Here is a 22,242-nt window from a genome sequence, read left to right on the forward strand (position 1 = left end):
ATGCAACATATTAAATCAAAAATAGAGGGGATATTTTATGATAAAAAAACCGCTAAAGTTTATGCTAGTTAGTTGTTTATTCGCACTTTTATTCGTTTTGGCAGCTTGTGGTAACTCAAACACAACAAATGAAACAGATGCAAAGACGGACAATAAATCAGCTGTGTCAGCAACTAGTTCGGATGAAGATATTCCAAAGAAGAAATTTAAGCTTGCCCATATTACATCAACAGATCATATGTGGCATAAAGCTGCTGAAAAATTTAATGAAGAATTAAAGGCACGCTCAGATGGCAAAATGGAGCTTGAAATTTACCCTGCAAGTCAATTAGGGACTGAAGCGGACATGGTACAACAAGTAGAGGCAGGCTCGATAGACTTTGCTTTTATTACAGCCGCTTTTTTAAGTACGCGCACACCTGAGATGGCTGCATGGTTCGCACCATACACGTTTGAAAATTTACAAGAAGCTTCAGATGCAAGTCATACCGATATTGCACGTGAGATTTTAGGAAAAGTAGACGGAACAGGATTAAAAGGGTTGGATTACCTTTTCGCTGGTCAACGTACGATGGTATTGAAATCAAAAGAAGTTAAAAAAGCTTCGGATTTAGCAGGTTTAAAAATGCGAGTAACACCAAGTCCGCCGCTCCAAAAATTTTATAAAGATGCGGGAGCTGCACCAGAAGGATTACCATTACCAGAAGTATATTCAGCATTACAAACAGGCGTTATTGACGGAATGGATATGGATTTAGATGCGACAATCACAAATAAATACTCCGAAGTAGCCAAGTATGTAGCTGTAACAAACCACATGGTATGGCCATCAATTGTCGTAGCAAATGAGGGAATGTTTGATGGATTATCTGAAAATGCTCAAAAAATCATTAATGAATCCTTACAAGCAGCAATAGCTTATGCAGTAGAAACACGAGTTGGACAAGAAGAAGAATTCAAAAAAGAACTTGCCAGTCAAGGAATGACTGTTTATGAGTTGGGGGCAGATGTATTTAAAGAGCAAATCGAAGCATTTGACGCCGAGTATAGTGCAAAATCTGCTTTAATTAAACAGTTTATTAATGAATTCCGTAAGTAAATGGGGGAATGGCTAGATGGCGAAAATTAGTCAAGTTATTACTAAAATCGAAGAACTACTGATGATCATTTTAATGGCTGCGCTTGCTATCTTAATGATATTTGCGGTTATTTTTCGTTATTTCTTTAAAGATCCCATCCCTTGGGCTGGTGAAGTTTCGATTTTCTTATTAATATGGACTTCGTTTATTGGAGGAAGCTGGGGTCTGAAATATGGTACTCAGGCTTCAGTTACATTTTTATATGATGCTGTATCTAAGCGTAGTAAAAGGATTTTTAAAATTGTTCAGGATTGCATGATGATTGCGTTCTTATTTATATTAATCTATTACGCTTACAAATGGATGATGAATCCTGCCATGTTGCTACAAAAATCGAGCTCCTTACAATTACCAATGTGGATTCCTTATAGTGCAGTATTAATTGGATTAATTTTTGCAGCAATCCATCTTCTTTCACATTTAATTGACACACTTAAAAATAGAGAAGGAGAAAATACATGACTTATATTGTACTCGTTATTTTCTTTCTTTTACTTATCATTGGTATTCCCATCTCAATGGTGCTTGGTATTACGACAGTTATTTATTTCATCTTAAATGGTCAGGTGACATTATTAGATTCTACACCATTACGTATGTATTCAGGGCTTGAAAATTTTGGCCTATTAGCGATTCCGTTATTCATGTTAATGGGTGAAATTATGAATGAGGGCGGTATTACAACGAGGCTTGTTCAATTTGCTCGTGTCCTTTTTGGGCATTTTAGGGGAGGGCTGGCCTATGTGACAGTTATTGCCAATATGTTTTTAGCATCGATTCTAGGTTCAGCAAATGCTCAAGCTGCAATGATGAGTAAAGTAATGGTACCGCAAATGGAGAAGGAAGGCTATAAACGTGAATTCGCAGCGTCTATAACATTAGCATCTTCTATTATCGCACCTATTATTCCACCAAGTATGATTTTCATTATTTACGGTACGTTATCAAGTACATCTGTTGGCGCTCTATTTATGGCTGGGATTCTCCCAGGGATTATTTATGGTCTTGTTTTTATTTTAGTTATTTCTTATATGGGCTATAAACAACAATTCCCAAAAAGTGAACGGGCTTCGTGGGCAGATATTAGAAGCAAGTCATTAAAAGTAATCCCAGCACTATTAATACCCATTACAATTGTTGTAGGTATTCTAACAGGTGTATTTACAGCAACAGAATCTGCTGCTATCGCTTGTTTACTAGCAGTAATTGTCGGTTTATTTGTCTATAGAGAGTTAAATATCAAAAAGCTCCCTAAAATGCTAATCAATACGGTGACAAATACAGCTACAGTAACATATTTAATTATTATGGCCAATATTTTTGGATGGATGATTGCCTTTGAACGAATTCCACAATTGTTAGTAGAAAATATGTTAAACATTACAGAAAGTCCATGGGTATTCTTATTATTAGTGAATTTAGCATTGTTACTAATCGGCATGATACTAGATGGAATTGCCGCATTAATTATTCTAGTACCTGTCATGATGCCACTCGTAATAGCATTTAATATTGACCCGGTGCATTTTGGAGTCATCATTTGTATTAACTTAACGTTAGGCTTATTAACACCGCCAGTAGGGACAGGACTTTTCATCGTATCATCGATGGCAAAAGTGAAGTTTGAAACGCTAGTAAAGAGTGTTTTTCCTTTTATTGTTATTTCCTTTATCGTGCTACTATTCCTAACATATATTCCGGACCTTGTATTATTCGTACCAAGATGGTTGGGGATGTAGGGAGTAGCAGGTACGTTAATTAGGAGAATATTAGGCTATCTTATGGTTGCTTTTATAGTCAATTAATATATGGTACTACATTTTTTTAGTTAATTGTGAAGGAGGGTGCACGACTTCTGCTTGCCCAGAAAACGAGCATCCTGTAGCGGAAATCAATCACAACTTTAATAGTAATAGTTAAAGTAGGCTAATCACAACACACTTGAAAGATTGACCACTGTATTAGGTGGAAATGAATTGGCTCATCGAGCGTAAAAGGTGGTTTTGATGGATTATGCAACAGATGAAACGTATTGCAATGTGGATCATCATTGCTCAATTTTTAACTGCCTTTGTTGGGAGAAGCATTAGCCCTCTAATGTTCTATATTAGTGCAGACTTATCATTGAATAAAGGGCAGTTAGGATTTCTTCCAACTGCTCTTTTTATTGGTCAATTTATAGCAACATTGCTAGTTGGCTATTTAGCAGATCGATTGAGTACCCGTAAAATAATGGTTTGCTTGATGATTATTGTTGGAACAGGCTTTTTAAGTTTTGCTTGGATAGACAATTATACGTTGGCCTTAGTATTTGTTGTATTAGCAGGGATGGGTTATGGAGGAATGCATCCTGTTACAAATCGTTTCCTTATGAACATACTTCCAGTAAATCAAGTTTCATTACTAATGGGGTTAAAACAGATGTCTATTACACTAGGTTCAGCAGGTTCGAGTGTTGTCCTGATTCCATTAGTAGCTTACATTGGTTGGCGTTATACATTGTCTGTAGCGGCAGTAGTATTATTATTGTTTAGTTTCATAATGCCTTTTGTATTAAAAACAAAAGAAGATTCACAAACTGAGATAGCTACTAAATTGCCTTTACGTCAGCAGTTACGCATTTTCCTTCATTCAAAATGGCTCTTTTTTACGAATAGCTCTGCATTCATCTTAATGGGTATTCAAATGACATTTAACACCTACATTATATTATTTTTGTATGAAATAAAGGACTGGCCTATTTATAGTGCTGGCATATGCTTGGCTATTGCTGAAATTAGTGGGGCAAGCGGGCGAGTGTTGTGGGGGATTATTAGTGATAAATTTTTTAATAAAAATCGATGGGCTGTATTATTAATCATTACTATACTAAGCGCAAATGGGATAATCCTTATGTATTTTACCTATTCCACCTTTTTTATAGTGATGTGTATAGCAATTATAGGTTTTTCTCTTGCGGGCTTTAATGGTATATGGATGACGCTAGCTGTTGAAAGTGTAGAAAAATCGATGAGTGGTTTTGCAAGTGGGTTTAGTATAATGGTGGCATCCATAGGTGTATTTTTAATTCCACCGGTTTTTGGTTCACTTGTGGAATATTGGGGTTATTTCGTAGGTGGGATTTTTTTAATTAGTCTATTTTCCTGCTGTGCCATATTCATGGTAATAGCACTATTTACTGTCAAGAAAGTCCAACCATCATAGCTGATAGTCACCACGTTGAATACAGTACCACAAGAGCATGTATACTAACTGCGACCTCAGGAAGAATTTTTCTAGAATGAACGCTAGCCCTGATCATACGAGGAAATTGATAAAATTCAAGATTCTAGTAAATTTTCAATAGAGCTTGTAAATGATTTCATCATGAAAGTTGTCACATAATCCACTTTTTGTTATACTAAAAGGTGTTGTGATGTTTCAAAGTTCGGGAGGTGCAGTGAATGCATACAGTAGTATTAGTTTCATTAGTTATCGTATCATTAGCGTTGATCGTTGTGGTATTACTTCAATCTAGTAAAAGTGCAGGCTTATCAGGTGCCATCTCGGGTGGAGCTGAGCAACTATTTGGAAAGCAAAAAGCACGTGGTATGGATTTAATCCTTCACCGTGCAACAATTGTGTTAGCTATACTATTTTTCATTTTAGCAGTTGCTATTACAAAAATCTAATAGTTGAAGATATATCGCCTAACCAAATTGGTTGGGCGTTTTCTTTTATCAAAACTAAATGGTAAATTCTCTCTCCATAGCAAAAATTGAATTGTAATTTGCGATCCAGCTTGTTATTCGCTAGACATAATCGAGATGGCTATAATGGGTATAGTATGGATGAGTGTTTTAGGATGAAGGAGTGCTTACAATGAACAAATCATTATCACAGCCATTTTTCTTTCAAGCAGGACCACGTGCTGTATTATTATTACACGGCTTTACTGGTAGCTCTGCAGATGTACGAATGCTTGGTAGATTTTTAGAGAAAAAAGGGTATACTACTTTGGCACCTCACTATAAAGGTCACGGTGTGGAACCAGAAGAACTAATCACAACAGGTCCAGCAGACTGGTGGCAGGATGTCGTTGCCGCCTACAAACAGTTACAGGATGCTGGCTATCAAGAAATTGCTGTCGCTGGTCTTTCATTAGGCGGTGTGATGGCACTAAACGTGGCATTAAATAATCCTGTTAAAGGAATTGTCACAATGTGCGCCCCTATGACAATGCGTACAACAGACATTATGTTTGAGGGTGTCTTGAAATATGCAAGGGATTATAAAAAGTTTTTAGGAAAACAAAATGAGCAAATTGAAGCAGAAGTAGCACTCATTGCTGAAAAAGGGATGCCATCTCTACAGGAGCTACGTGAATTTATTGCCCGTACACGACAAGAAATTGACATGATTTATGCGCCTATTTTTGTCATACAAGCTACAAATGATGAAGTAATAGAGACAGAATCTGCCAACATTATATATAATCAAACTGAGTCACTTGAAAAGCATATCAAGTGGTATGAAAACTCAAAACATGTTATTACATTGGATCAAGAAAAAGATCAATTACATGAAGATATTTATCGCTTTTTAGAAAGCCTAAATTGGGCACAATAATTATAAATAGGATTTTCTCATGAAGGAGGGAATATGTATGAAAGACCAAAAAGATACACTACAAAGTCGTTTACTCGATTTTTTCAGCAAAGATGATTATAAACCATTAACTGTCGGTGAAATCGAGGATGAATTCGGTTTTGAGGATGCTGAGGAGTTCAAGGAGCTTGTCAAAACCCTTGTCCGTATGGAAGGGCAAGGCTTAGTTGTGCGTTCTCGCTCCAATCGTTATGGCCTACCAGAGCGTATGAATTTGCTAAGGGGTAAATTTATCGGACATGCGAAGGGCTTCGGTTTTGTGACACCTGATGTCGAGGGCATGGATGATGTATTCATTCCACCGCATGAAATTAATGGTGCGATTAATGGAGACATCGTTTTAATTCGTGTCTTAAAAGAATCATTTGGGGACCGACGAGAAGGGACTGTCACAAAGGTCGTCGAGCGCGGTCAAACAAGCTTTGTCGGCACATTCCAGGCTAATCGAGGCTTTGGCTTTGTTGTCTTAGACGATAAAAAGCTACCGATGGATATCTTTATCGCAAAGGGAGACACATTAGGAGCTGTTGACGGTCATAAGGTTGTTGTTGAGGTTGCGACATGGCCAGAGGATTTAAAATCCGCAACAGGCTATATTACCAAAATTTTAGGGCATAAAAATGATCCAGGTGTGGATATTTTATCGATCTTATATAAGCACGACATTCCACCTGAATTCCCAGACGAAGTCATCGCAGCTGCTCAACGCGTCCCAGATGAAATTACAGAGGCAGATTTAGTAGGTCGTCGTGATTTGCGACATGAAACGATCGTGACCATTGATGGTGCAGACGCAAAAGACTTGGATGATGCGGTAACCGTAACGAAAAATGTAGATGGTACTTACAAGCTTGGCGTACATATTGCAGACGTTAGTTATTATGTTACGCAAGGCTCGGTCATTGACATCGAAGCTTATGACCGTGCAACAAGTGTTTATTTAACAGACCGTGTAATCCCTATGATTCCACATCGTCTATCAAATGGTATTTGTTCATTAAATCCACAGGTTGACCGTCTAACATTATCCTGTGAAATGATTATTGATGGGAATGGTAATGTCATTTCACACGAAATTTTCCAAAGTGTCATTAAAACGACAGAGCGTATGACATATAAGGACGTTTACATGATTTTAGAGGAGCAGGATGAGGCACTAATCGAACGCTACGAGCCACTTGTGCCAATGTTTAAAAATATGGCTGAGCTATCTGGTATTTTACGTCGTAAACGTGAAACACGAGGGGCGATTGACTTTGACTTTAAAGAATCCAAAGTCCTTGTCAATGAAGAAGGCTGGCCAGTTGATATTGAATTACGTGAACGTACAGTAGCAGAGAAGCTAATTGAGGATTTCATGCTTGCTGCCAATGAAACAGTTGCAGAGCACTTCCACTGGATGAATGTACCGTTCCTATACCGTATTCACGAAGATCCAAAGCCTGAAAAGCTCCAACGCTTCTTTGAATTTGTTACGAACTTCGGTATTTTAATTAAAGGTACTGGTAATACAGTGCATCCGAAGGCACTGCAAGATGTTTTAAAAGCCATTGATGGTATGCCAGAGGAGCCAGTTATTTCAACAATGCTACTACGCTCGATGCAACAGGCAAAATATTATCCTGAAAGCCTTGGTCACTTTGGCTTATCAACGGATTTCTATACACACTTCACATCACCAATTCGTCGTTATCCAGACTTAATCGTACATCGTTTAATTCGTACGTATATAATTAATAAGGATACTTCTAGAGAAACGATTGCACAGTGGAGTATGGCAATGGATGAAATTGCCGACCATACTTCTGAGCGTGAACGTCGTGCTGTAGATGCCGAACGTGATACGGACGCTTTGAAAAAAGCACAGTACATGTCTGATAAAATTGGCGAGGAATTCGAAGGGATCGTTTCATCTATTACAAACTTCGGTATTTTCGTGGAGCTGCCAAACACAATCGAAGGGCTTGTTCACATCAGTAATATGACAGATGATTACTACCGCTTCGATGATCGTCAAATGATTATGATTGGTGAACGAACAAATCGTCAATTCCGTATTGGTGATGAAGTGACAGTCCGTGTTGCCAATGTCATTATTGAGGAGTCATCCATTGACTTTGAAATCGTTGGAATGGTAACTTCATATGGACGAACACGTAAAGCAGCTCCTACTGTCATCCATGCACGTAAAAATTATAGTGATAACAAGGGTGGACGCAGTCAACGAAGTACACGCAGCGACGAAGAAAAAGGCGGACGTGGTGGCAACCGTAGAGGCGGTCGCCAAGAGGATGACCGTGGAAGTCGTAGCGCCAAGCAAGGTGAACGTCGTGAAAGCGACCGTGACCCGCGTGGTCGCCGCAAAGATGACTCAAGCCCAGGTCCTAAAAAACGCGTGAAACAAAAGCAAAAGTTTTACGAGGGCATTGCAAAGAAAAACAAAAAGAAAAAATCAAAACGTAAATAAGCATTAGCGAAAGTGTCCTAAGTAAGGATGCTTTCGCTAATGCTCAACCTTTAAGTAGAGGGTGAAGAATATGGCAAAAGGTTCTGGAAAAGTATTAGCACAAAACAAAAAAGCTGGACATGATTACTTTATTGAGGAAACAATCGAAGCAGGCATGGTCCTAACCGGCACAGAAATCAAATCCATCCGTGCAGGCAAGGCCCAACTAAAGGACTCCTATGTCCGAATCACCAATGGCGAAGCATGGATTAGCAACATGCATGTCAGCCCCTTCGATCAAGGCAACCGTTTCAATCACGACCCACTGCGCGCCCGCAAGCTGCTGCTCCATAAAAAGCAAATCGGCGAGCTAGTCGGTGCCGTAAAACGTGACGGCTACACAATTGTTCCATTGAAAATGTACATCAAAGACGGCTATGCCAAGCTTTTAATCGGCGTCGGCAAAGGGAAAAAAGACTACGATAAACGTAACGACATGCGCAAAAAAGAAGCCAAACGCGAAATGGAACGTACCTTCAAATCAAAAAATCAATATTAATAGATTTCGAGAAAGCTCACCTTGTTGTTGGTGAGCTTTTTTAGGTGTTGATGCTGGGCGAGGCGGATAGAACAGCGAAAGTGACGGATAGAGATTGAAATGTGGTGGATAGCACAACAAAAGTGATGGATAGAAAGCCCAATCTAGCGGATATCCTAGGTATTTAAGCCAATTTTTTATACAATAGCGAGATACTTGAACTATCGCTAGTTTTGTTTTATAATATGTATTACTGATTGCCAGATTTCATGGAAGCGTACTTTAAGCTCCCACCGTACTAGAAGCAATTCTAGCTCTTTGTTTGAACGAAGCCCAACCGCTTTGATTCATATATCAAGGGGACGTTACGGATTCGACAGGGATGGTTCAAGCTTTAGTCGCGCGTCGGAGGGCTCGGCTCCGTCATCAACGACAGTTATATAATAACTGGCAAACAACAAAACTTAGCTTTCGCAGCGTAAGCTCGTAAGCGCTCTGCCTCTCTATCGCCCATGTAGAGAACGTGGGGCCCAACTTTAGTGGGATACGGTCGATGGTGCCACCTGAGTCATCGACAAGAGATTTCCAGGTTAGCGTACAGGACGCCTGTTTGTCGGCATAATGTTACGTGAATCCTAAATAGGCAAACTACACGCGTAGAAGCTGAAGTATTGGAGTCTTTGGACGCGGGTTCGACTCCCGCCGTCTCCATACATAGTATTTAGCAGTAGAAATGCTGTTAAATCAACGTTTATAAGAGTTAGGGTAACTTGATGAAGGTGTTAAACTTTCAAAAAGACTCCCTAACTTTTTTCGTTTTTAAGGGTACATTTAATTGAATACTTGCGTTTATAAACCTTCTAATTCACACAATGAATAGGGGGTTTTTTTGTTTGGATAAAAGCAGAAAGCATGGTGTGTTTTCGATGGGAAATGCACGTCAAGTTAATCCTAAAGCTAGTAACAATCATTGGATACCAATTGATTACGCATTAGAAATAGTATTTAAGCAAATGAACATCGCTGGCAATAGACCTCGTACTATTGATAGCTATGATTATATTTTTCGGGGATTTTGTGAAGCTAACAAGATTCTCTATGTAGAAGAAATTACGATTGATACAATTTATAGCTATTTAGAAGGTCTAGATGTTTCACAGCAAACGAAAAAAATACGTTTAAAGACCATTAAAGCCGTGTTAGGAAAATTCTATTTCAATGATTGGCTGAAAGATAAGTTCTGGCTAAAGATTCAAATTAAGGTTGATACAGAGGTAAAAGCAGCAGCTAAAGAAGGCGATATTCTCAAACTGGTTCACTTCATAGATAAATCGACCTTTATCGGATTTAGAGACGTTACTGCTATTTTGCTGATGTACAGAACTGGAATCCGTATCCATACACTTTGTGAGTTGAAGGAAAGGCATATTGACTTTGAACACCAGTGCCTAAATTTAGATGGTTCAACATTAAAAAATCACAAGTTTTTAAAGCTGCCATTAGATGATGAATTAACTGAAATGCTGCAACTGCTGATTAAGCAAAATAAAAAAATTCGTCAGCATTACAAGATTAACAATCAAAGTGTGTTTATCACACAGAATGGCTTGTCTATGAGTACATCAAAATCATCAAACTGTGCAATTTCTAAACAGCTTAATAAGTATTCAAAATGTTTTGGCTTAGAAAATATTAACCCACATGCGATTAGAAGGGGCTATGCGAAAAATCTATTGAATAAGGGGGCTAGTGTGCCTTTAATCAGTAAGGCATTAGGTCATTCTGATTTAGCAGTAACAACGCAGTATTTAGATCTTAACGTGGAAGAAGTAGCACGTAGCTTAAAGGATTATTTATAGACAAATAAAAAAGAGAGTGCTGGAAACACCCTCTTGAAGAAATGCACTATATGTTTGGCGACATTAGTGCGAAACCCATAAAAAAATCGACACACAATCGATAACTGAATATGAGTTACATTGCCTTCATTTTACTTCAAAAAAAGCTTAAGTGCAAAGGTCTACTTTCCTATTGTCTTTCTTAGGAAAAACTCTTTCGAGGTTGCCCACTAACTCGAATCAAAACAAAACTGGAAAGGTTATGACTTAGCCGATGCATTAACTAAGTCTAGGGCACTAATAAGCGAGTTCCTTGTTTCTCGTAGTGTCTGAAGGGTGGTAGCGACCATTAACAGCTAGGTGTGGAAGGTCTGAATGATTACGGTCATGCAGAATACACGATATATTGTAATTGTTGCCGAGTTCCTCATAACAGTAGGATAGGCATTCACGATACATACAAAGAGTGTGTAGACGGATTACAAGACGTTTCGGGGGCAGAAGTAGAAACTACGTGTATTGATTCGAGAGAGTCACATTTAAACAAGGGCATACGTACTGGAAACCTCAAATGACGGATTCATGAAGTACAAGCGAATGTCTGTCTATGTCATTGATTCAATTTTTAGTCTCAGTGATATAGGCAGTCATTTTCAGCACCACCTGTTGTCCTCAACTCAGGCTTCATGGTGGGAGGGGAATCAAGGTTTGTCAATATAATAGTAAGGGAGATAAAAATAATGTCGGATGAAACCAGAATTATTCGCTATTTATTAGGGGAGGCAGTGCGAGAATATCAAGGTAAGTTAAAACTTGAAATTGCATTAAGTGTATTTGGTATAGAACCTAAATTATCCGATAATCCAAAAAGGATTTTAAAGTATGTACTAGATGGTGATGGAGAATTTAGATTACCAGAAATCAATGAATCGGTTGAAGAATATTTAAATGCTGCATGGTGTCAAATCCAACAGATTTATACTATTCCTGATAAAGATAGTTAAGCTTTGTTTGTCCTCAGATTGAAGTTATAAGTGGAAACTATTATTAAAGATGCTAATTAGGGTCTTCAACTATAGAGGTGAATTAAATTGGAAAACGAATTGAAAATGATTTTGGAAATGTTACAAGAAATGAAAATTGAAATGAACCAACTCTTTGACAAGATGGAACAGCGTCTTGATAAAGTTGAAGAACGCCTTGAATCAGTCGAAAACAAACATAATGGCATTGGTCAACAACTTGAAGAAACTGAAAAAGCTATACAGTCACAAGCAAGAACACAACGAGAAACTGAAAATGCAGTTCAAAGAACACAAGATTTCTTTAAAATCACTTTAATGGACATGAAGCAAGAAATACTTTCTTTAAAGATGGAACAAGTATCACACAAAGAACTGCATGAATCTGTAAGGTATCTTACACATAAATTACAGGAAGTGGATATGGAACTTCACGTTATGCGAAAAAAGTAGTAAGAAACCAGCTAAAGAAGAAGCAAAGTTTGCTGGCATTGGTGAAACAATTAAACTTGGTGACGTTGAATTTACAGTGAATGAAATCTACTACTAAGAATGTTGTTGGGGAATTTGGAAGCAATACACAGGGTACATACCTTCTTGCTAACGTGACAGTAACTAACAAGGATAATGAAGCAATTACAACTGATACTTCTTTCTAAAGAAACAAGAAATAATTTATTAAAAGTCGTTCGGATAGTCGGACGGCTTTTTTATTTTATATGTCCTATTTTTGATGATATCTGCAAGTACTTCTATGTAGGGTTTATTTTTCACCCTAGTAATTATAAAAGGAAGGTTGATTTAATATGCAAGGAAATTTAACACTGCAACATGAAAGGGTTATTGATTTAGCTAAAGGTGAGGTACATGAAGAATCCTACATTAAAGTAAATGCGAATGTTTTAAACAATGGTCTAATCGCAAAGATTGGGGTATATGAGTTTGCTACACTTATGACACTCATCTCATACGTCAATGAGAAAGGAGAATGCTGCCCAACACAACGGCAATTAGCTGAACGAATTGGTGTCCATAGAAAAACAGTTAGTAGGTATATAAATAATTTGCTTTTTGTAAAAATTAACGACAAGCCAATCGTAACTAGAACAAAAACTATAGTAGAAAGAGAAGGGTGGACTAAAAGTTGGTATAAAATTCATTTATAAAAAAGATCTTAAGTACGTGTCCTTTTTCATGTGAATTATGCAAGTGTCCCTTTGTAAGAATATTCTTACACAAACACATGGAAAAGGAGATAACGTATAAAATGTTTTGCAAGAAACCTACACAAACGAAAATTAACATTATTGATTCAATTATGGGAAGTGGAAAAACCAGCTGGGCAATTCAGTATATGAAGAATGCCCCAGCCTATCAGAAGTTCATGTATATTACACCATTTAAAACTGAGGTAGAACGAGTAATAGCATCTGTTAACCGTGGCTTTAAACAACCTAATGAAGATAGAGAAGGGGACACGAAACTAGAGGATGTTAAACGTCTAATTGCTGCTGGTGAAAATATTGTATCTACTCATTCACTATTAAAAAATATAGACCGTGATTTTATTGATCTGTTGGAGATGGAAAATTACACGTTAATTCTTGATGAAGTTATGGATGTAATTGAACAAGTAGATATTGCAACAGATGATTTAAAAATGCTAGTAGAAAATAAGGTGATTGGATTAGGTAAAAATGGTTTGGTGGAATGGCAACAAACTGATTATAAAAAAGGCTTTTTTGAAAAAGTAAGAAATTTGGCTAATTCGGGAAAACTAATGATGTATGAAGATAAAGATAAGGTACCAGTAGCGTTGTATCGGTTATTTCCTGTTGAAACATTTAATTGTTTTGAAAGTGTATTTATATTGACTTATATGTTTGATGGTCAGATTCAACGTGCTTATTTTGACTTGTATGGTCAAAAATATGTGTATAGAACTGTCGTAAAGGAAGGAAAGGATTATAAATTAGCACCATATGTTTCCTTTGAAAATGAAGATAGAACGCATTTAAAAAGAATGATAAACATTTATTACCTTTCACCTAATGACAGAAAAGATATGAACAAGATGGGGAATAGGCACAATTATTTTAGTGTATCTGATTTAAAGCAAAAAACTGCAAGTAAGGATGCGAGAAAAGTAATTAAAGATAATGCATATAACTTCTATCGTAACAAATGTACTGTGCCTACAGATGAAGTAATGTGGACTACCTTTAAAGATTATAAGGATAAATTAACCCCAAGGGGATTAAAAGAACAATTTGTAAGTGTAAATGCAAGGGCTACAAATGAGTTTCAACACAAAAGTACATGTATTTATTTAGCTAACGTTTATATGAATCCTTTGACAAAACATTTCTTTAATAAACAAGGTGTTGAAGTTAATATGAATTTATTTGCTTTATCAGAACTACTACAATGGATCTTTCGTAGCCGTATTCGTAAAGGTGAACCAATAAACATATATATACCATCTATCCGAATGAGAACTCTATTGGAACAGTATCTTAATAATGAAGTTTAATATTATCTTTACTCTCGAAGGGTGGTAAACAAACGCTGTAACCATTGGTGTATAAGGGTTTCTAGCATGTTTCTTTAAAAAGAAAGTATTAGAAAAGTATATAAGTAATTTGCTAAATAACTTGCGGTAGAAAAATCTACCCCAGTCATTCAGGAAGAACACTAGCGTGTCCTTCTTGTACTAGATAAAAAATAACTAATATTATTAGCTTTAAAACTGTGTGGGCGTGAAACGTCCACATACGTAGCGAAGCGAAGTACAGAGAAAGGGGGGGAATTGAATGGCATACAATAGTAGTGTATTTGATAATACGATTAAATTAGCAATGAGAAATCAATCAGTTATCGAAGGGAGACGAATATCTGAAGAAGATATAATAGTAATAGCGTTGCATGATTTGATAGGAAAGCAAGAAAAGGTCATGAATAAATACTGTGCAAAAATATGCAAATAAAAAGTTATAGAGTTGGGGGATACCAAGTGTGGCAGGCAATTAAGCTATACTACAACAAGTAGATGCACAATATACACGTCCCCCTACAAACTTTTTTTGCACAGGATTATGGATTAAGCACTATCCACTAGACATTAGAAGACCAATGAATAATATTCCTTTTTAGGGACGTTACATAGAAGATGCTAAAAAAGGAACTAAAAAAAAGCTAACACCATTTAGAGTGTAGCCTTTCGTTTAGCACGTATAAGCGTACTTTTAGAGATCCCTGTCATGTTCTCAACTTCTTTATATGAGTGGCATTCTAATAATCCTAAAGCATGTTCTATTTGTTTTTGGCTGTACTTGTTTGGTCTACCTTCTCTAAAGTCGTCACGCTGTTTGGCGATGGCTTTTCCTTCTTGTGTACGTTCTACAATCATATCTCTTTCAAACTCTGCAAAAGCAAAAAAGATATTCTTAATAAGCTTAGACGCTGGGGTGTTATCCATGTAACCCATATTTAAGATGTGAACAGCTATCCCTCTATCAATTAGTTGTTTTACTAATTCACTTCCTTGTGAGGCTGAACGTGCGATACGGTCTAGTTTAGTTACAACCAATGTGTCACCTTCTTTTAATACCTGTAGTAACTCATTGAATTGAGGTCTATCTGTCTTAGTACCTGTAAATTTTTCTTGATAAATCTTATCACAACCAGCACCTTCTAATGCTTTTAATTGTACTTCTAAATCTTGTGAAGCTGTTGATACCCTTGCATAGCCATATTTCATTATGTAATAGCCCCTTTTGACGTCTTATTTATGACACTAAGTTATGACACGTTTTGATACCTTGATAATACAGGATATAGTTAAAGGTGTCAATTCTTATAAGTTGAGACCCCTTTTGAATAAAAAAGACCACCTCGTTATGAGATGGATACATCAATTTAGCTATTCAACTAAGCACCCCGTTACTTTAAGTGCAAATCTTTACAATCTTCAATGAAAGTAAGTGTCTTTTCAAACAATTTTAGTTGAATCTCTAAATAAGTAAGGTTATTAGGGAGATTATCGAATAGTTTCACTTCATCAATTTCTGATATTGGCAATTGGCCAAGTTCCTTAACCTTGGCAAAGTATAACCTTCCAAAAACCTTACTAAAAGAATCATCCATTGAATAGTCGCTAATTGGAAATAAATCAGCTACTTTACACCCTGTCTCTTCAAATAACTCTCTTTTAGCTGTTTCAATAATTAGTTCTCCAGGTTCTCTGTGCCCACCAGGAATTTCCCATGACTTTCGTTCATTATGTTTTACGTAAAGCCACTTCTCCTTATAAATAGTACTTATAACAGCAAACTTTAAATCCTTTTCATTTACTGAACCTATATCATAAAATTGAATTTTCATTTTTTGCACCTCAAATTTTATGGTTACTATTACTTTAAATAAATTCTTTACACTATGGAATTATCCTTTAAATTTAGCAGTAACAACCTAGCATTCTGTTTTCTTATTCAACTTAACTGCCTCGGTAGTTGAAGAAGAATCCAATCCACAATTCATAAGTTATAAATGCAATTTATCTTTCTAGCTATTTTCTATGACTTGAGTGTCTAAAACCTTTTTCATAAGAATGCTAGCAAATTCAATACCTTCTTTTTCGTTAAGTATATCTTTAAGATATATATTTTCACCAGCAGTATAGGAAGTAGGGAACTTTATACTTAAATATGTCATTGATTTTTTTTTAGAATGCCAAAAGCGATATTTAACTTCCTCTTTGCCTTCGTAGGAAATTAGAAATTTATCTATCATCATGCCTTTTTTATACCAATTTATAATTTCTTTATTTACATAGACTTCATTCCATGAATCAAAGAAGGGAAAGTGTGCCATAGTATTTCGAATAAATTTAAATAATTCTTTGGCTATATTAGATTCCATAGGTGGTCTTTTCAATTCGATAATTTTTATAACATGTTTAAGTGGTTCGTAGTTTAAGAGTTCAGCATAGACTGTAAACATAGAATTTATTTTAGTAAATCGATAATATGAATCTTTATCCCAAAAAGAATCTTCCATAATTTCTTCATACAAATCATAAAATCTGTTATATGCTAAGTTTAAAAACATTTCTTCTGCTTTATTAGGTCTTGTATTATTTTCCATATGTTCTCCTCTAAAATATTTTAATTAAATTTTAAAAAGATATAATAATTGTAAACTAGCTACGAACTGGAAGGAAAGGTAATGAATAAATGGTTTAAAGAATACTTAGATAGTAAGAATAACGGAATAGAAGTGAAAGTTGTAAAGCGTGAGATAATAACGCCTGAACATGTTGCAACACCTGATCTTGAAGGGGAATGGAGAAATATAGCTGATTGATAGTATGGATAGACAACCACTCGCCTTGACAGGAAGCAATAGTAAGAATGCAAACAAACAAACAAACAAACAAACAAACGACAGCGATGGGACAAAACAGCCACCAGCAGACAGGATAAGGAAGGATAGACACAGTGACACCACAGCTAACAACGTAAATGTCACCAGTGAACTAAGGAAGCTGAGAACCATCACATTACACTATCGATAGGAAGAAAGGTTAGAATTAGCTGAGACGCCTTTATAACGTCCTGAGTCGTGTGAGGAAAGTGTATTTCATCTTGTCTAACTCAATATTAACAGGAAGCCCACCCTATGGGGGCTGGGTGTGATATAGGGTCAGTCTGCTGTGTGAAAAATATAAGCACCATTTTTAAAACTTTTTCATGCATAATTAGCTAGAAAGCTAGTAATGACAACGGTTAGACTGTCCTGATACGGATTGAGATATAGTTTAATGGGTAAGGTATCGTCTCGATTACTATCGCACCTTTTTAAGGGTGCTAGAAACTGTAATAATAAAATACTTACATAAACAATAAGAGAACCGTCTATCCGTAACTAGGCGGTTATTTGTATGGAACATAATCATTTATTAAAACAACTTATCTTTATATGAAGTAACAAGTTCCTCGAACTGTTCTTTCATAGTATATCTATACTTTATAAAAACCTCATAACAATCTTGTCGTGATTTATCACTCACGATATTTCTGATTGTAGATTTGGCAACATTAAAAGTTGGTGCAAGGTAGCATGGCGAGACATTCTTTTCATAGTACAAATAAAAAATTTGATAAACCTGTTGATATGTTAATTTTGCTGCATATGGTTGATTTTAATTGTCATAATGTAGTCCTCCTAAAATAGTGTACATAGTAACATCTTGCAGTAGGGAGGTGGATTAGGACATCTAGAATAAAGATAATAAAAAGTATAATAATATTTAAAAAAGATTAAAATGTTGAAGGTCGAATTTCTTAGATTTTTTAATCGGTTGGAAAAATTAAATTAAAACTTAATCAAAAAATTATCATATCAATTAAGTGGTATTTCTGTGAATATTAGTAGTAAGGAGGCGTTGGAATGAATAATGGGTTGAAGTCTTTTAAAATTTATGGATTATTTCAAAGTTTGAATGTGAATTTAAAGTTTGAAGAGATAGAAAATATTTATATCGGAGAGAATGGAATTGGTAAAACAACTATACTATCTACAATATTTTATTCATTAAAGGGTAAATTTTTGGAATTGAGTAAAATAGATTTTGAGTCCATTCAAATCGAATTTGAAAATAATGAAGTTTTCCATTTTTCTAAAGATGATATAGAACAATACAATATTTTTAATAAAAATATAAGGAGAAGATACAGTCCAAGATTTTATATTGAATTTGAATCAGAATTTGAAGAAAAAATCTTGTATCTTCTTCATTTAAAAGATGAACTTTCTAGAAGTGAATTTAGAAGTCATTTTGCATTTAGAGAAATAAGAGAAGAAATCACCTTAAGATTTGATTTCAGTAGAGTTGCGGCTGAAAGAGAAATATTTGAATATATGGGGAAATTGGAATTTCGAAGCAACATTATTTATAAATTAGAAAAAAGACTAAAAGAATTTAATAAAAGTAATGAAATTTTATACTTCCCAACGTTTAGAAGAATTGAAGAAGATTTATCAAAATTAATTGCATTTTCATCATCATCATCTAATGAAGAATTTGAAATTAAATATCGACGCCAAAAAGAGGATGACTTATCAAACTATGGAGAACTAATTAATTTTGGTATGGTTGATGTTGAAAATACTATAAAAGATTTACTGGAAAAAATCAGGGTGACTTCTATTAACAGTTTTAATCAGATGACTGCAATACTTTTAAAACAATATGTCAGTAATAGTGTGATAAGTGAACCAAGTTTAAAAATAAACGACATAAATATAAATAATCTGAAAATATCTCTAGATCGTGTAGGAACAGAAATTGAAAAAGAATATAAAGAGAAGATCATAGAAATGGTTGATGATGAATCAATTTATTCTAAAAATAATAGCTATTTACTAAACTTTATTAAAAATCTTCTAGCTAGTCATGAACAACTAAGAAACATTGATAATAAAATTGAGAGTTTTGTGAATGTATGTAATTCATATTTAGTTAATAAAAGATATGAATACGACGCAAGTAATGTAACTTTACAAATTAGAAATACATTGAATGGAAAAGTGATTCCTTTAACTAAATTGTCTTCAGGAGAAAAGCAAATTATATCAACATTTTCAAAAATATATTTAGAGTATGAGAAAGGTTATATAATTTTATTTGATGAACCTGAACTATCTTTATCAATAGAGTGGCAAGAACAGTTTATTCCTGACATTATAGGGTCAGGTAATTGTAAACAGCTAATATGTGTTACACATTCTCCTTTTATATTTAAAGAAGATAGATTATTTGAATTATCTAAAGAAATACTTGATGAAATTGAAGTTATTAATATTGATGATTGCGAAATTGAGGTAATTTAATATGCCTATTACTAAAGAAAGTATGAAAGAGTCCCTCCAAGATAAGTCGGTAGCATGGACTAATTTTTCAAGAACCAATTACAAAAAATATCCAGATTCTATACATTGTTTTTTTGAAGGGGAAGATAGAAAATATTACATAGATAGGGTTGAACAAATATCAAAATTTCCAATAGATAAAATTGTAGGTTATGATTGCAAGGGAAAAAAAAATGTAATAATTTTATGGAAAAAAATAAAAGATAACTTTAAATTCAGTAAAGTACTAACTTCCTTTTTTATAGATAAAGATTATGAAACAAAAATAAATCAATATGATAATAACGTTTTTGAAACACCTTATCATTCATTGGAGAATTTTTATGTCAGACCTGAAACCTTTAAGAGAATTATTATTAAAGAGTTTGGTATTTATACAATTGAAGAAGACTATTCAAAAGTGGTTCATGATTACAACGAAAAGTTGTCGGAATATAGAAGATTACTTGCAGGTCTAAATGCATTCATAATTTGTTTTAACAAATTAGAAGTAAGTATAAATATAGATAAATTTAAAATATCTGATTTTGTAGATATTGATATTAGAAAACTGGAAATAAAGAAAGAAATGAATTTTGAAAGTTTGAAAATATATTATTTAGAAAAACTTCAGAATGAGGTTAGGCAAAATAAAAATCACGCAAAAGAGAATTTAGAAAAATTTTTAAACGTTATTGGAGTTGTTGAATCAATGTATCAACAAGAACTTGATAATGTTATTCAAAATCTAGATAATCTTAGTCATGGGAAAATGGAACTACATTTCTTGAAAAAAATTATAGAAAATTTAAAGCTTCTCAATGGGAAAAAAGAGTATTTTTCATGCAAAAGGGACTCAGTTAATTTAGATATAAACTCAAAAAATATTTTATCTAATTTATCTCAACATGCATTTACGCCTGAAGACTTGAAAGAATTTTTAGAAACAAAGCAATTTGAAGATAATATAAAGGTTAGAGTAGCTAATTAAATGGATTGAATATATTACAAATATAGTTTATTCTAGATTTACTAGTAGGTTTTTTAAACCACGTTTAAATTAAATGTAACACACCTTAACCATAAATGATGTATGAAGTACCACCTGAGTCATCGGCAAGAGATTTCCAGGTTAGCGTACAGGACGCCTGTTTGTCGGCATAATGTTACGCGAATCGTAAATAGGCAAACTACACGCGTAGAAGCTGAAGTATTGGAGTCTTTGGACGCGGGTTCGACTCCCGCCGTCTCCATTTTATGGAATCAAATGATTTCACAGAGTGTCAAAACCCTTGATAATACAGGGTTTTGGCACTTTTTTAATTTCATCCAATTTCACCTGTTTTCATTCAAATCTAGTCAATTTCTAGTCAAAACTAAGTCAAAAACTTAACCTTCTAAATAGCTAACAAACTTCTGTATAACTCCTTCTTTGGCCTTTTTCGTGACGTGTGTATAAATGTCTAAAGTAGTTTTTACATCAGAATGCCCAAGTCGATCTTGAACCTCTTTAATGCTTGCACCAGCTTCGAATAAAAGTGAGCAGTGCGTATGGCGTAAGCCATGTGGTGATACTTTCTTCAAAGTGTATTTGTTTTGAACACTATACATCCACTTCTGAACTTGACCAGGCTGGATAAAATCGTTTTTTGTATTACTAAACATCAATTGATTTTTCTTCAGCGTATTAATGCCGAACTGAATATATTGCTGCTTTTGAAGCTTATTCCATTCTTTCAAGATCGATAAAGTTGTTTCATCTAATTTGATCATGCGAGGTTTACCAGTCTTAGTGGTCTTCAAATAAAGCTGTGTTTGTTTACCACGTCCAATAGCTTTATTAATAGTTAACTCACTTTCCACAAAGTTCACATCATTCCATGTTAAAGCTAAGGCCTCGCTTTTACGCATACCTGTATAAGCAATCAAACGGAATAGCGCATATGCTTTATAGTTAAGGTGATCATTTGCTTTCTCTAAAAATAAATTTAACTCTTCCTTCGTATAAAAGTTTTCATTTTCATCTTCAGCACTCTCCGTAAAAGCCTTCTTAACTTTTGTCTCAACATGAGTGAATGGATTCGTTTGAATAAAGCCATGCACAATAGCGAAATCTAATACCTTTTTAGCATAAGACTTGATGGTACGAGCCTTTTTAATCTTTGAAGCCCATTCATTGTAATGTTTTTGACAAATAGCGATCGTAATTTTCTCTATTCGGTAACGACCCATAGTAGGTAAGATATGATTTTTAAAATAGCCTACTGTTTTAACAAACGTACTTTCTTCTACAGTTTTTTCGTATTGAGTGATCCAAAGATCGTATACTTCCTGATATGTTTCTATGCTTTTTTGTTTGTATGTGCCTTCAGAGACTTGAAGTTTGATACGTGCTAAAGCAAGCTCAGCTTCTTTTTTCGTTTTAAAACCTCTACGGGTAGTACTTCGAGCTTTACCTGTAAGCTCGTCTACACCAAAATAAACTTGGAACTTATATAACTTTTTACCGTCTTTATTTTCATAACTTTTGATCGGTGAAAATTTATTTTTTGTCATGCAATCCTCCTAATATCGTTGCGGGGGCAAGATATAAAGAGAGGATTAATCCTCACAGTTATAATATATAATTTAACTGGGGAAAAATCCTCTCATAGTATTTAAAAGCTATGCTCTTCTAAGAAGCGATCGATTAAGCGTTTAA

Annotated in this window: 21 protein-coding genes, 1 tRNA gene and 1 other RNA gene; 19 read left to right on the forward strand and 4 right to left on the reverse strand. The window is 34.9% G+C overall.

Features of this window, described 5'->3' with window-relative positions; translation table 11 throughout:
• The first annotated feature begins 37 nt into the window (after positions 1 to 37).
• From MHI34_RS11820 to MHI34_RS11890, 15 genes are all read left to right on the forward strand, one after another.
• Positions 38 to 1,099, forward strand: a complete 1,062-nt coding sequence (locus tag MHI34_RS11820) for a TRAP transporter substrate-binding protein (RefSeq protein WP_082673735.1) — start codon at positions 38 to 40, stop codon at positions 1,097 to 1,099.
• Positions 1,100 to 1,115: 16 nt separating this feature from the next.
• Positions 1,116 to 1,601, forward strand: a complete 486-nt coding sequence (locus tag MHI34_RS11825) for a TRAP transporter small permease (RefSeq protein ID WP_338651847.1) — start codon at positions 1,116 to 1,118, stop codon at positions 1,599 to 1,601.
• Positions 1,598 to 2,878 (forward strand): TRAP transporter large permease, encoded by a 1,281-nt coding sequence (locus MHI34_RS11830; RefSeq protein ID WP_036116764.1) that lies wholly within the window; start codon positions 1,598 to 1,600, stop codon positions 2,876 to 2,878. Before MHI34_RS11825 ends, MHI34_RS11830 begins: the two co-directional genes overlap by 4 nt.
• A 274-nt stretch (positions 2,879 to 3,152) precedes the next feature.
• Positions 3,153 to 4,343: an MFS transporter gene (locus MHI34_RS11835; RefSeq protein ID WP_342503453.1), complete on the forward strand. Its 1,191-nt coding sequence runs from the start codon at positions 3,153 to 3,155 to the stop codon at positions 4,341 to 4,343.
• 239 nt (positions 4,344 to 4,582) lie between these two features.
• Positions 4,583 to 4,810: a preprotein translocase subunit SecG gene (secG, locus tag MHI34_RS11840; RefSeq protein WP_036116760.1), complete on the forward strand. Its 228-nt coding sequence runs from the start codon at positions 4,583 to 4,585 to the stop codon at positions 4,808 to 4,810.
• 190 nt (positions 4,811 to 5,000) lie between these two features.
• Complete coding sequence (locus MHI34_RS11845) at positions 5,001 to 5,747, forward strand: carboxylesterase (protein ID WP_342503454.1); 747 nt, start codon at positions 5,001 to 5,003, stop codon at positions 5,745 to 5,747.
• A gap of 37 nt (positions 5,748 to 5,784) precedes the next feature.
• Positions 5,785 to 8,253, forward strand: a complete 2,469-nt coding sequence (gene rnr / locus MHI34_RS11850; RefSeq protein WP_342503455.1) for a ribonuclease R — start codon at positions 5,785 to 5,787, stop codon at positions 8,251 to 8,253.
• 70 nt (positions 8,254 to 8,323) lie between these two features.
• Positions 8,324 to 8,791, forward strand: a complete 468-nt coding sequence (gene smpB / locus MHI34_RS11855) for an SsrA-binding protein SmpB (RefSeq protein WP_025116583.1) — start codon at positions 8,324 to 8,326, stop codon at positions 8,789 to 8,791.
• A gap of 337 nt (positions 8,792 to 9,128) precedes the next feature.
• Positions 9,129 to 9,484, forward strand: a transfer-messenger RNA (tmRNA) gene (ssrA, locus tag MHI34_RS11860).
• Positions 9,485 to 9,663: 179 nt separating this feature from the next.
• On the forward strand, positions 9,664 to 10,629 hold the full coding sequence (locus MHI34_RS11865) for a site-specific integrase (RefSeq protein WP_342503456.1): 966 nt from the start codon (positions 9,664 to 9,666) through the stop codon (positions 10,627 to 10,629).
• A gap of 719 nt (positions 10,630 to 11,348) precedes the next feature.
• Complete coding sequence (locus tag MHI34_RS11870) at positions 11,349 to 11,612, forward strand: hypothetical protein (RefSeq protein ID WP_342503457.1); 264 nt, start codon at positions 11,349 to 11,351, stop codon at positions 11,610 to 11,612.
• A gap of 87 nt (positions 11,613 to 11,699) precedes the next feature.
• Entirely contained in the window at positions 11,700 to 12,083 is a 384-nt protein-coding gene (locus MHI34_RS11875) for a hypothetical protein (protein ID WP_342503458.1), read from the forward strand.
• A gap of 353 nt (positions 12,084 to 12,436) precedes the next feature.
• A complete protein-coding gene (locus MHI34_RS11880) occupies positions 12,437 to 12,796 on the forward strand; it encodes a helix-turn-helix domain-containing protein (RefSeq protein ID WP_342503459.1) in 360 nt (119 codons plus the stop codon).
• Between the two features lie 101 nt (positions 12,797 to 12,897).
• On the forward strand, positions 12,898 to 14,163 hold the full coding sequence (locus tag MHI34_RS11885; RefSeq protein WP_342503460.1) for a hypothetical protein: 1,266 nt from the start codon (positions 12,898 to 12,900) through the stop codon (positions 14,161 to 14,163).
• A 280-nt stretch (positions 14,164 to 14,443) separates the two neighbouring features.
• Positions 14,444 to 14,617 carry a hypothetical protein gene (locus MHI34_RS11890; RefSeq protein WP_342503461.1) on the forward strand — a complete coding sequence of 58 codons (174 nt, stop codon included), beginning with the start codon at positions 14,444 to 14,446 and terminating at the stop codon, positions 14,615 to 14,617.
• A 218-nt stretch (positions 14,618 to 14,835) separates the two neighbouring features.
• On the opposite strand, the gene MHI34_RS11895 is transcribed toward MHI34_RS11890, so the two are convergent.
• From MHI34_RS11895 to MHI34_RS11905, 3 genes are all read right to left on the reverse strand, one after another.
• Positions 14,836 to 15,390, reverse strand: coding sequence for a recombinase family protein (locus tag MHI34_RS11895; protein WP_342503462.1), 555 nt, complete (start codon positions 15,388 to 15,390; stop codon positions 14,836 to 14,838).
• A gap of 182 nt (positions 15,391 to 15,572) precedes the next feature.
• Complete coding sequence (locus MHI34_RS11900; protein ID WP_342503463.1) at positions 15,573 to 16,013, reverse strand: NUDIX domain-containing protein; 441 nt, start codon at positions 16,011 to 16,013, stop codon at positions 15,573 to 15,575.
• Positions 16,014 to 16,193: 180 nt separating this feature from the next.
• On the reverse strand, positions 16,194 to 16,775 hold the full coding sequence (locus MHI34_RS11905; protein WP_342503464.1) for a hypothetical protein: 582 nt from the start codon (positions 16,773 to 16,775) through the stop codon (positions 16,194 to 16,196).
• Positions 16,776 to 16,856: 81 nt separating this feature from the next.
• Here MHI34_RS11905 and MHI34_RS11910 point away from each other — a divergent pair, with 81 nt between their 5' ends.
• The 4 genes from MHI34_RS11910 to MHI34_RS11925 all read left to right on the forward strand — a co-directional run bounded on the left by MHI34_RS11910 (position 16,857) and on the right by MHI34_RS11925 (position 20,794).
• Positions 16,857 to 16,994 (forward strand): hypothetical protein, encoded by a 138-nt coding sequence (locus tag MHI34_RS11910; RefSeq protein ID WP_342503465.1) that lies wholly within the window; start codon positions 16,857 to 16,859, stop codon positions 16,992 to 16,994.
• A 1,086-nt stretch (positions 16,995 to 18,080) separates the two neighbouring features.
• Positions 18,081 to 19,523, forward strand: a complete 1,443-nt coding sequence (locus MHI34_RS11915) for an AAA family ATPase (protein WP_342503466.1) — start codon at positions 18,081 to 18,083, stop codon at positions 19,521 to 19,523.
• Between the two features lies 1 nt (position 19,524).
• Positions 19,525 to 20,532, forward strand: coding sequence for a DUF4435 domain-containing protein (locus MHI34_RS11920; RefSeq protein WP_342503467.1), 1,008 nt, complete (start codon positions 19,525 to 19,527; stop codon positions 20,530 to 20,532).
• Between the two features lie 186 nt (positions 20,533 to 20,718).
• Positions 20,719 to 20,794: transfer RNA gene (locus MHI34_RS11925), tRNA-OTHER, on the forward strand.
• Between the two features lie 136 nt (positions 20,795 to 20,930).
• On the opposite strand, the gene MHI34_RS11930 is transcribed toward MHI34_RS11925, so the two are convergent.
• Positions 20,931 to 22,097 (reverse strand): site-specific integrase, encoded by a 1,167-nt coding sequence (locus MHI34_RS11930; RefSeq protein WP_342503468.1) that lies wholly within the window; start codon positions 22,095 to 22,097, stop codon positions 20,931 to 20,933.
• Between the last annotated feature and the right edge of the window lie 145 nt (positions 22,098 to 22,242).

Origin of the sequence: Lysinibacillus sp. FSL L8-0126 (assembly GCF_038630385.1) — a bacterium.
Taxonomy (GTDB): domain Bacteria; phylum Bacillota; class Bacilli; order Bacillales_A; family Planococcaceae; genus Lysinibacillus; species Lysinibacillus fusiformis_D.

What these genes read in the sequence shown, in the direction of transcription:
- MHI34_RS11820 (WP_082673735.1), top strand. Translation starts at nt 38, where the DNA reads ATGATAAAAAAACCGCTAAAGTTTATGCTAGTTAGTTGTTTATTCGCA.
- MHI34_RS11825 (WP_338651847.1), top strand. Translation starts at nt 1,116, where the DNA reads ATGGCGAAAATTAGTCAAGTTATTACTAAAATCGAAGAACTACTGATG.
- MHI34_RS11830 (WP_036116764.1), top strand. Translation starts at nt 1,598, where the DNA reads ATGACTTATATTGTACTCGTTATTTTCTTTCTTTTACTTATCATTGGT.
- MHI34_RS11835 (WP_342503453.1), top strand. Translation starts at nt 3,153, where the DNA reads ATGCAACAGATGAAACGTATTGCAATGTGGATCATCATTGCTCAATTT.
- secG (WP_036116760.1), top strand. Translation starts at nt 4,583, where the DNA reads ATGCATACAGTAGTATTAGTTTCATTAGTTATCGTATCATTAGCGTTG.
- MHI34_RS11845 (WP_342503454.1), top strand. Translation starts at nt 5,001, where the DNA reads ATGAACAAATCATTATCACAGCCATTTTTCTTTCAAGCAGGACCACGT.
- rnr (WP_342503455.1), top strand. Translation starts at nt 5,785, where the DNA reads ATGAAAGACCAAAAAGATACACTACAAAGTCGTTTACTCGATTTTTTC.
- smpB (WP_025116583.1), top strand. Translation starts at nt 8,324, where the DNA reads ATGGCAAAAGGTTCTGGAAAAGTATTAGCACAAAACAAAAAAGCTGGA.
- MHI34_RS11870 (WP_342503457.1), top strand. Translation starts at nt 11,349, where the DNA reads ATGTCGGATGAAACCAGAATTATTCGCTATTTATTAGGGGAGGCAGTG.
- MHI34_RS11880 (WP_342503459.1), top strand. Translation starts at nt 12,437, where the DNA reads ATGCAAGGAAATTTAACACTGCAACATGAAAGGGTTATTGATTTAGCT.
- MHI34_RS11885 (WP_342503460.1), top strand. Translation starts at nt 12,898, where the DNA reads ATGTTTTGCAAGAAACCTACACAAACGAAAATTAACATTATTGATTCA.
- MHI34_RS11890 (WP_342503461.1), top strand. Translation starts at nt 14,444, where the DNA reads ATGGCATACAATAGTAGTGTATTTGATAATACGATTAAATTAGCAATG.
- MHI34_RS11895 (WP_342503462.1), bottom strand. Translation starts at nt 15,390, where the DNA reads ATGAAATATGGCTATGCAAGGGTATCAACAGCTTCACAAGATTTAGAA.
- MHI34_RS11900 (WP_342503463.1), bottom strand. Translation starts at nt 16,013, where the DNA reads ATGAAAATTCAATTTTATGATATAGGTTCAGTAAATGAAAAGGATTTA.
- MHI34_RS11905 (WP_342503464.1), bottom strand. Translation starts at nt 16,775, where the DNA reads ATGGAAAATAATACAAGACCTAATAAAGCAGAAGAAATGTTTTTAAAC.
- MHI34_RS11910 (WP_342503465.1), top strand. Translation starts at nt 16,857, where the DNA reads ATGAATAAATGGTTTAAAGAATACTTAGATAGTAAGAATAACGGAATA.
- MHI34_RS11915 (WP_342503466.1), top strand. Translation starts at nt 18,081, where the DNA reads ATGAATAATGGGTTGAAGTCTTTTAAAATTTATGGATTATTTCAAAGT.
- MHI34_RS11920 (WP_342503467.1), top strand. Translation starts at nt 19,525, where the DNA reads ATGCCTATTACTAAAGAAAGTATGAAAGAGTCCCTCCAAGATAAGTCG.
- MHI34_RS11930 (WP_342503468.1), bottom strand. Translation starts at nt 22,097, where the DNA reads ATGACAAAAAATAAATTTTCACCGATCAAAAGTTATGAAAATAAAGAC.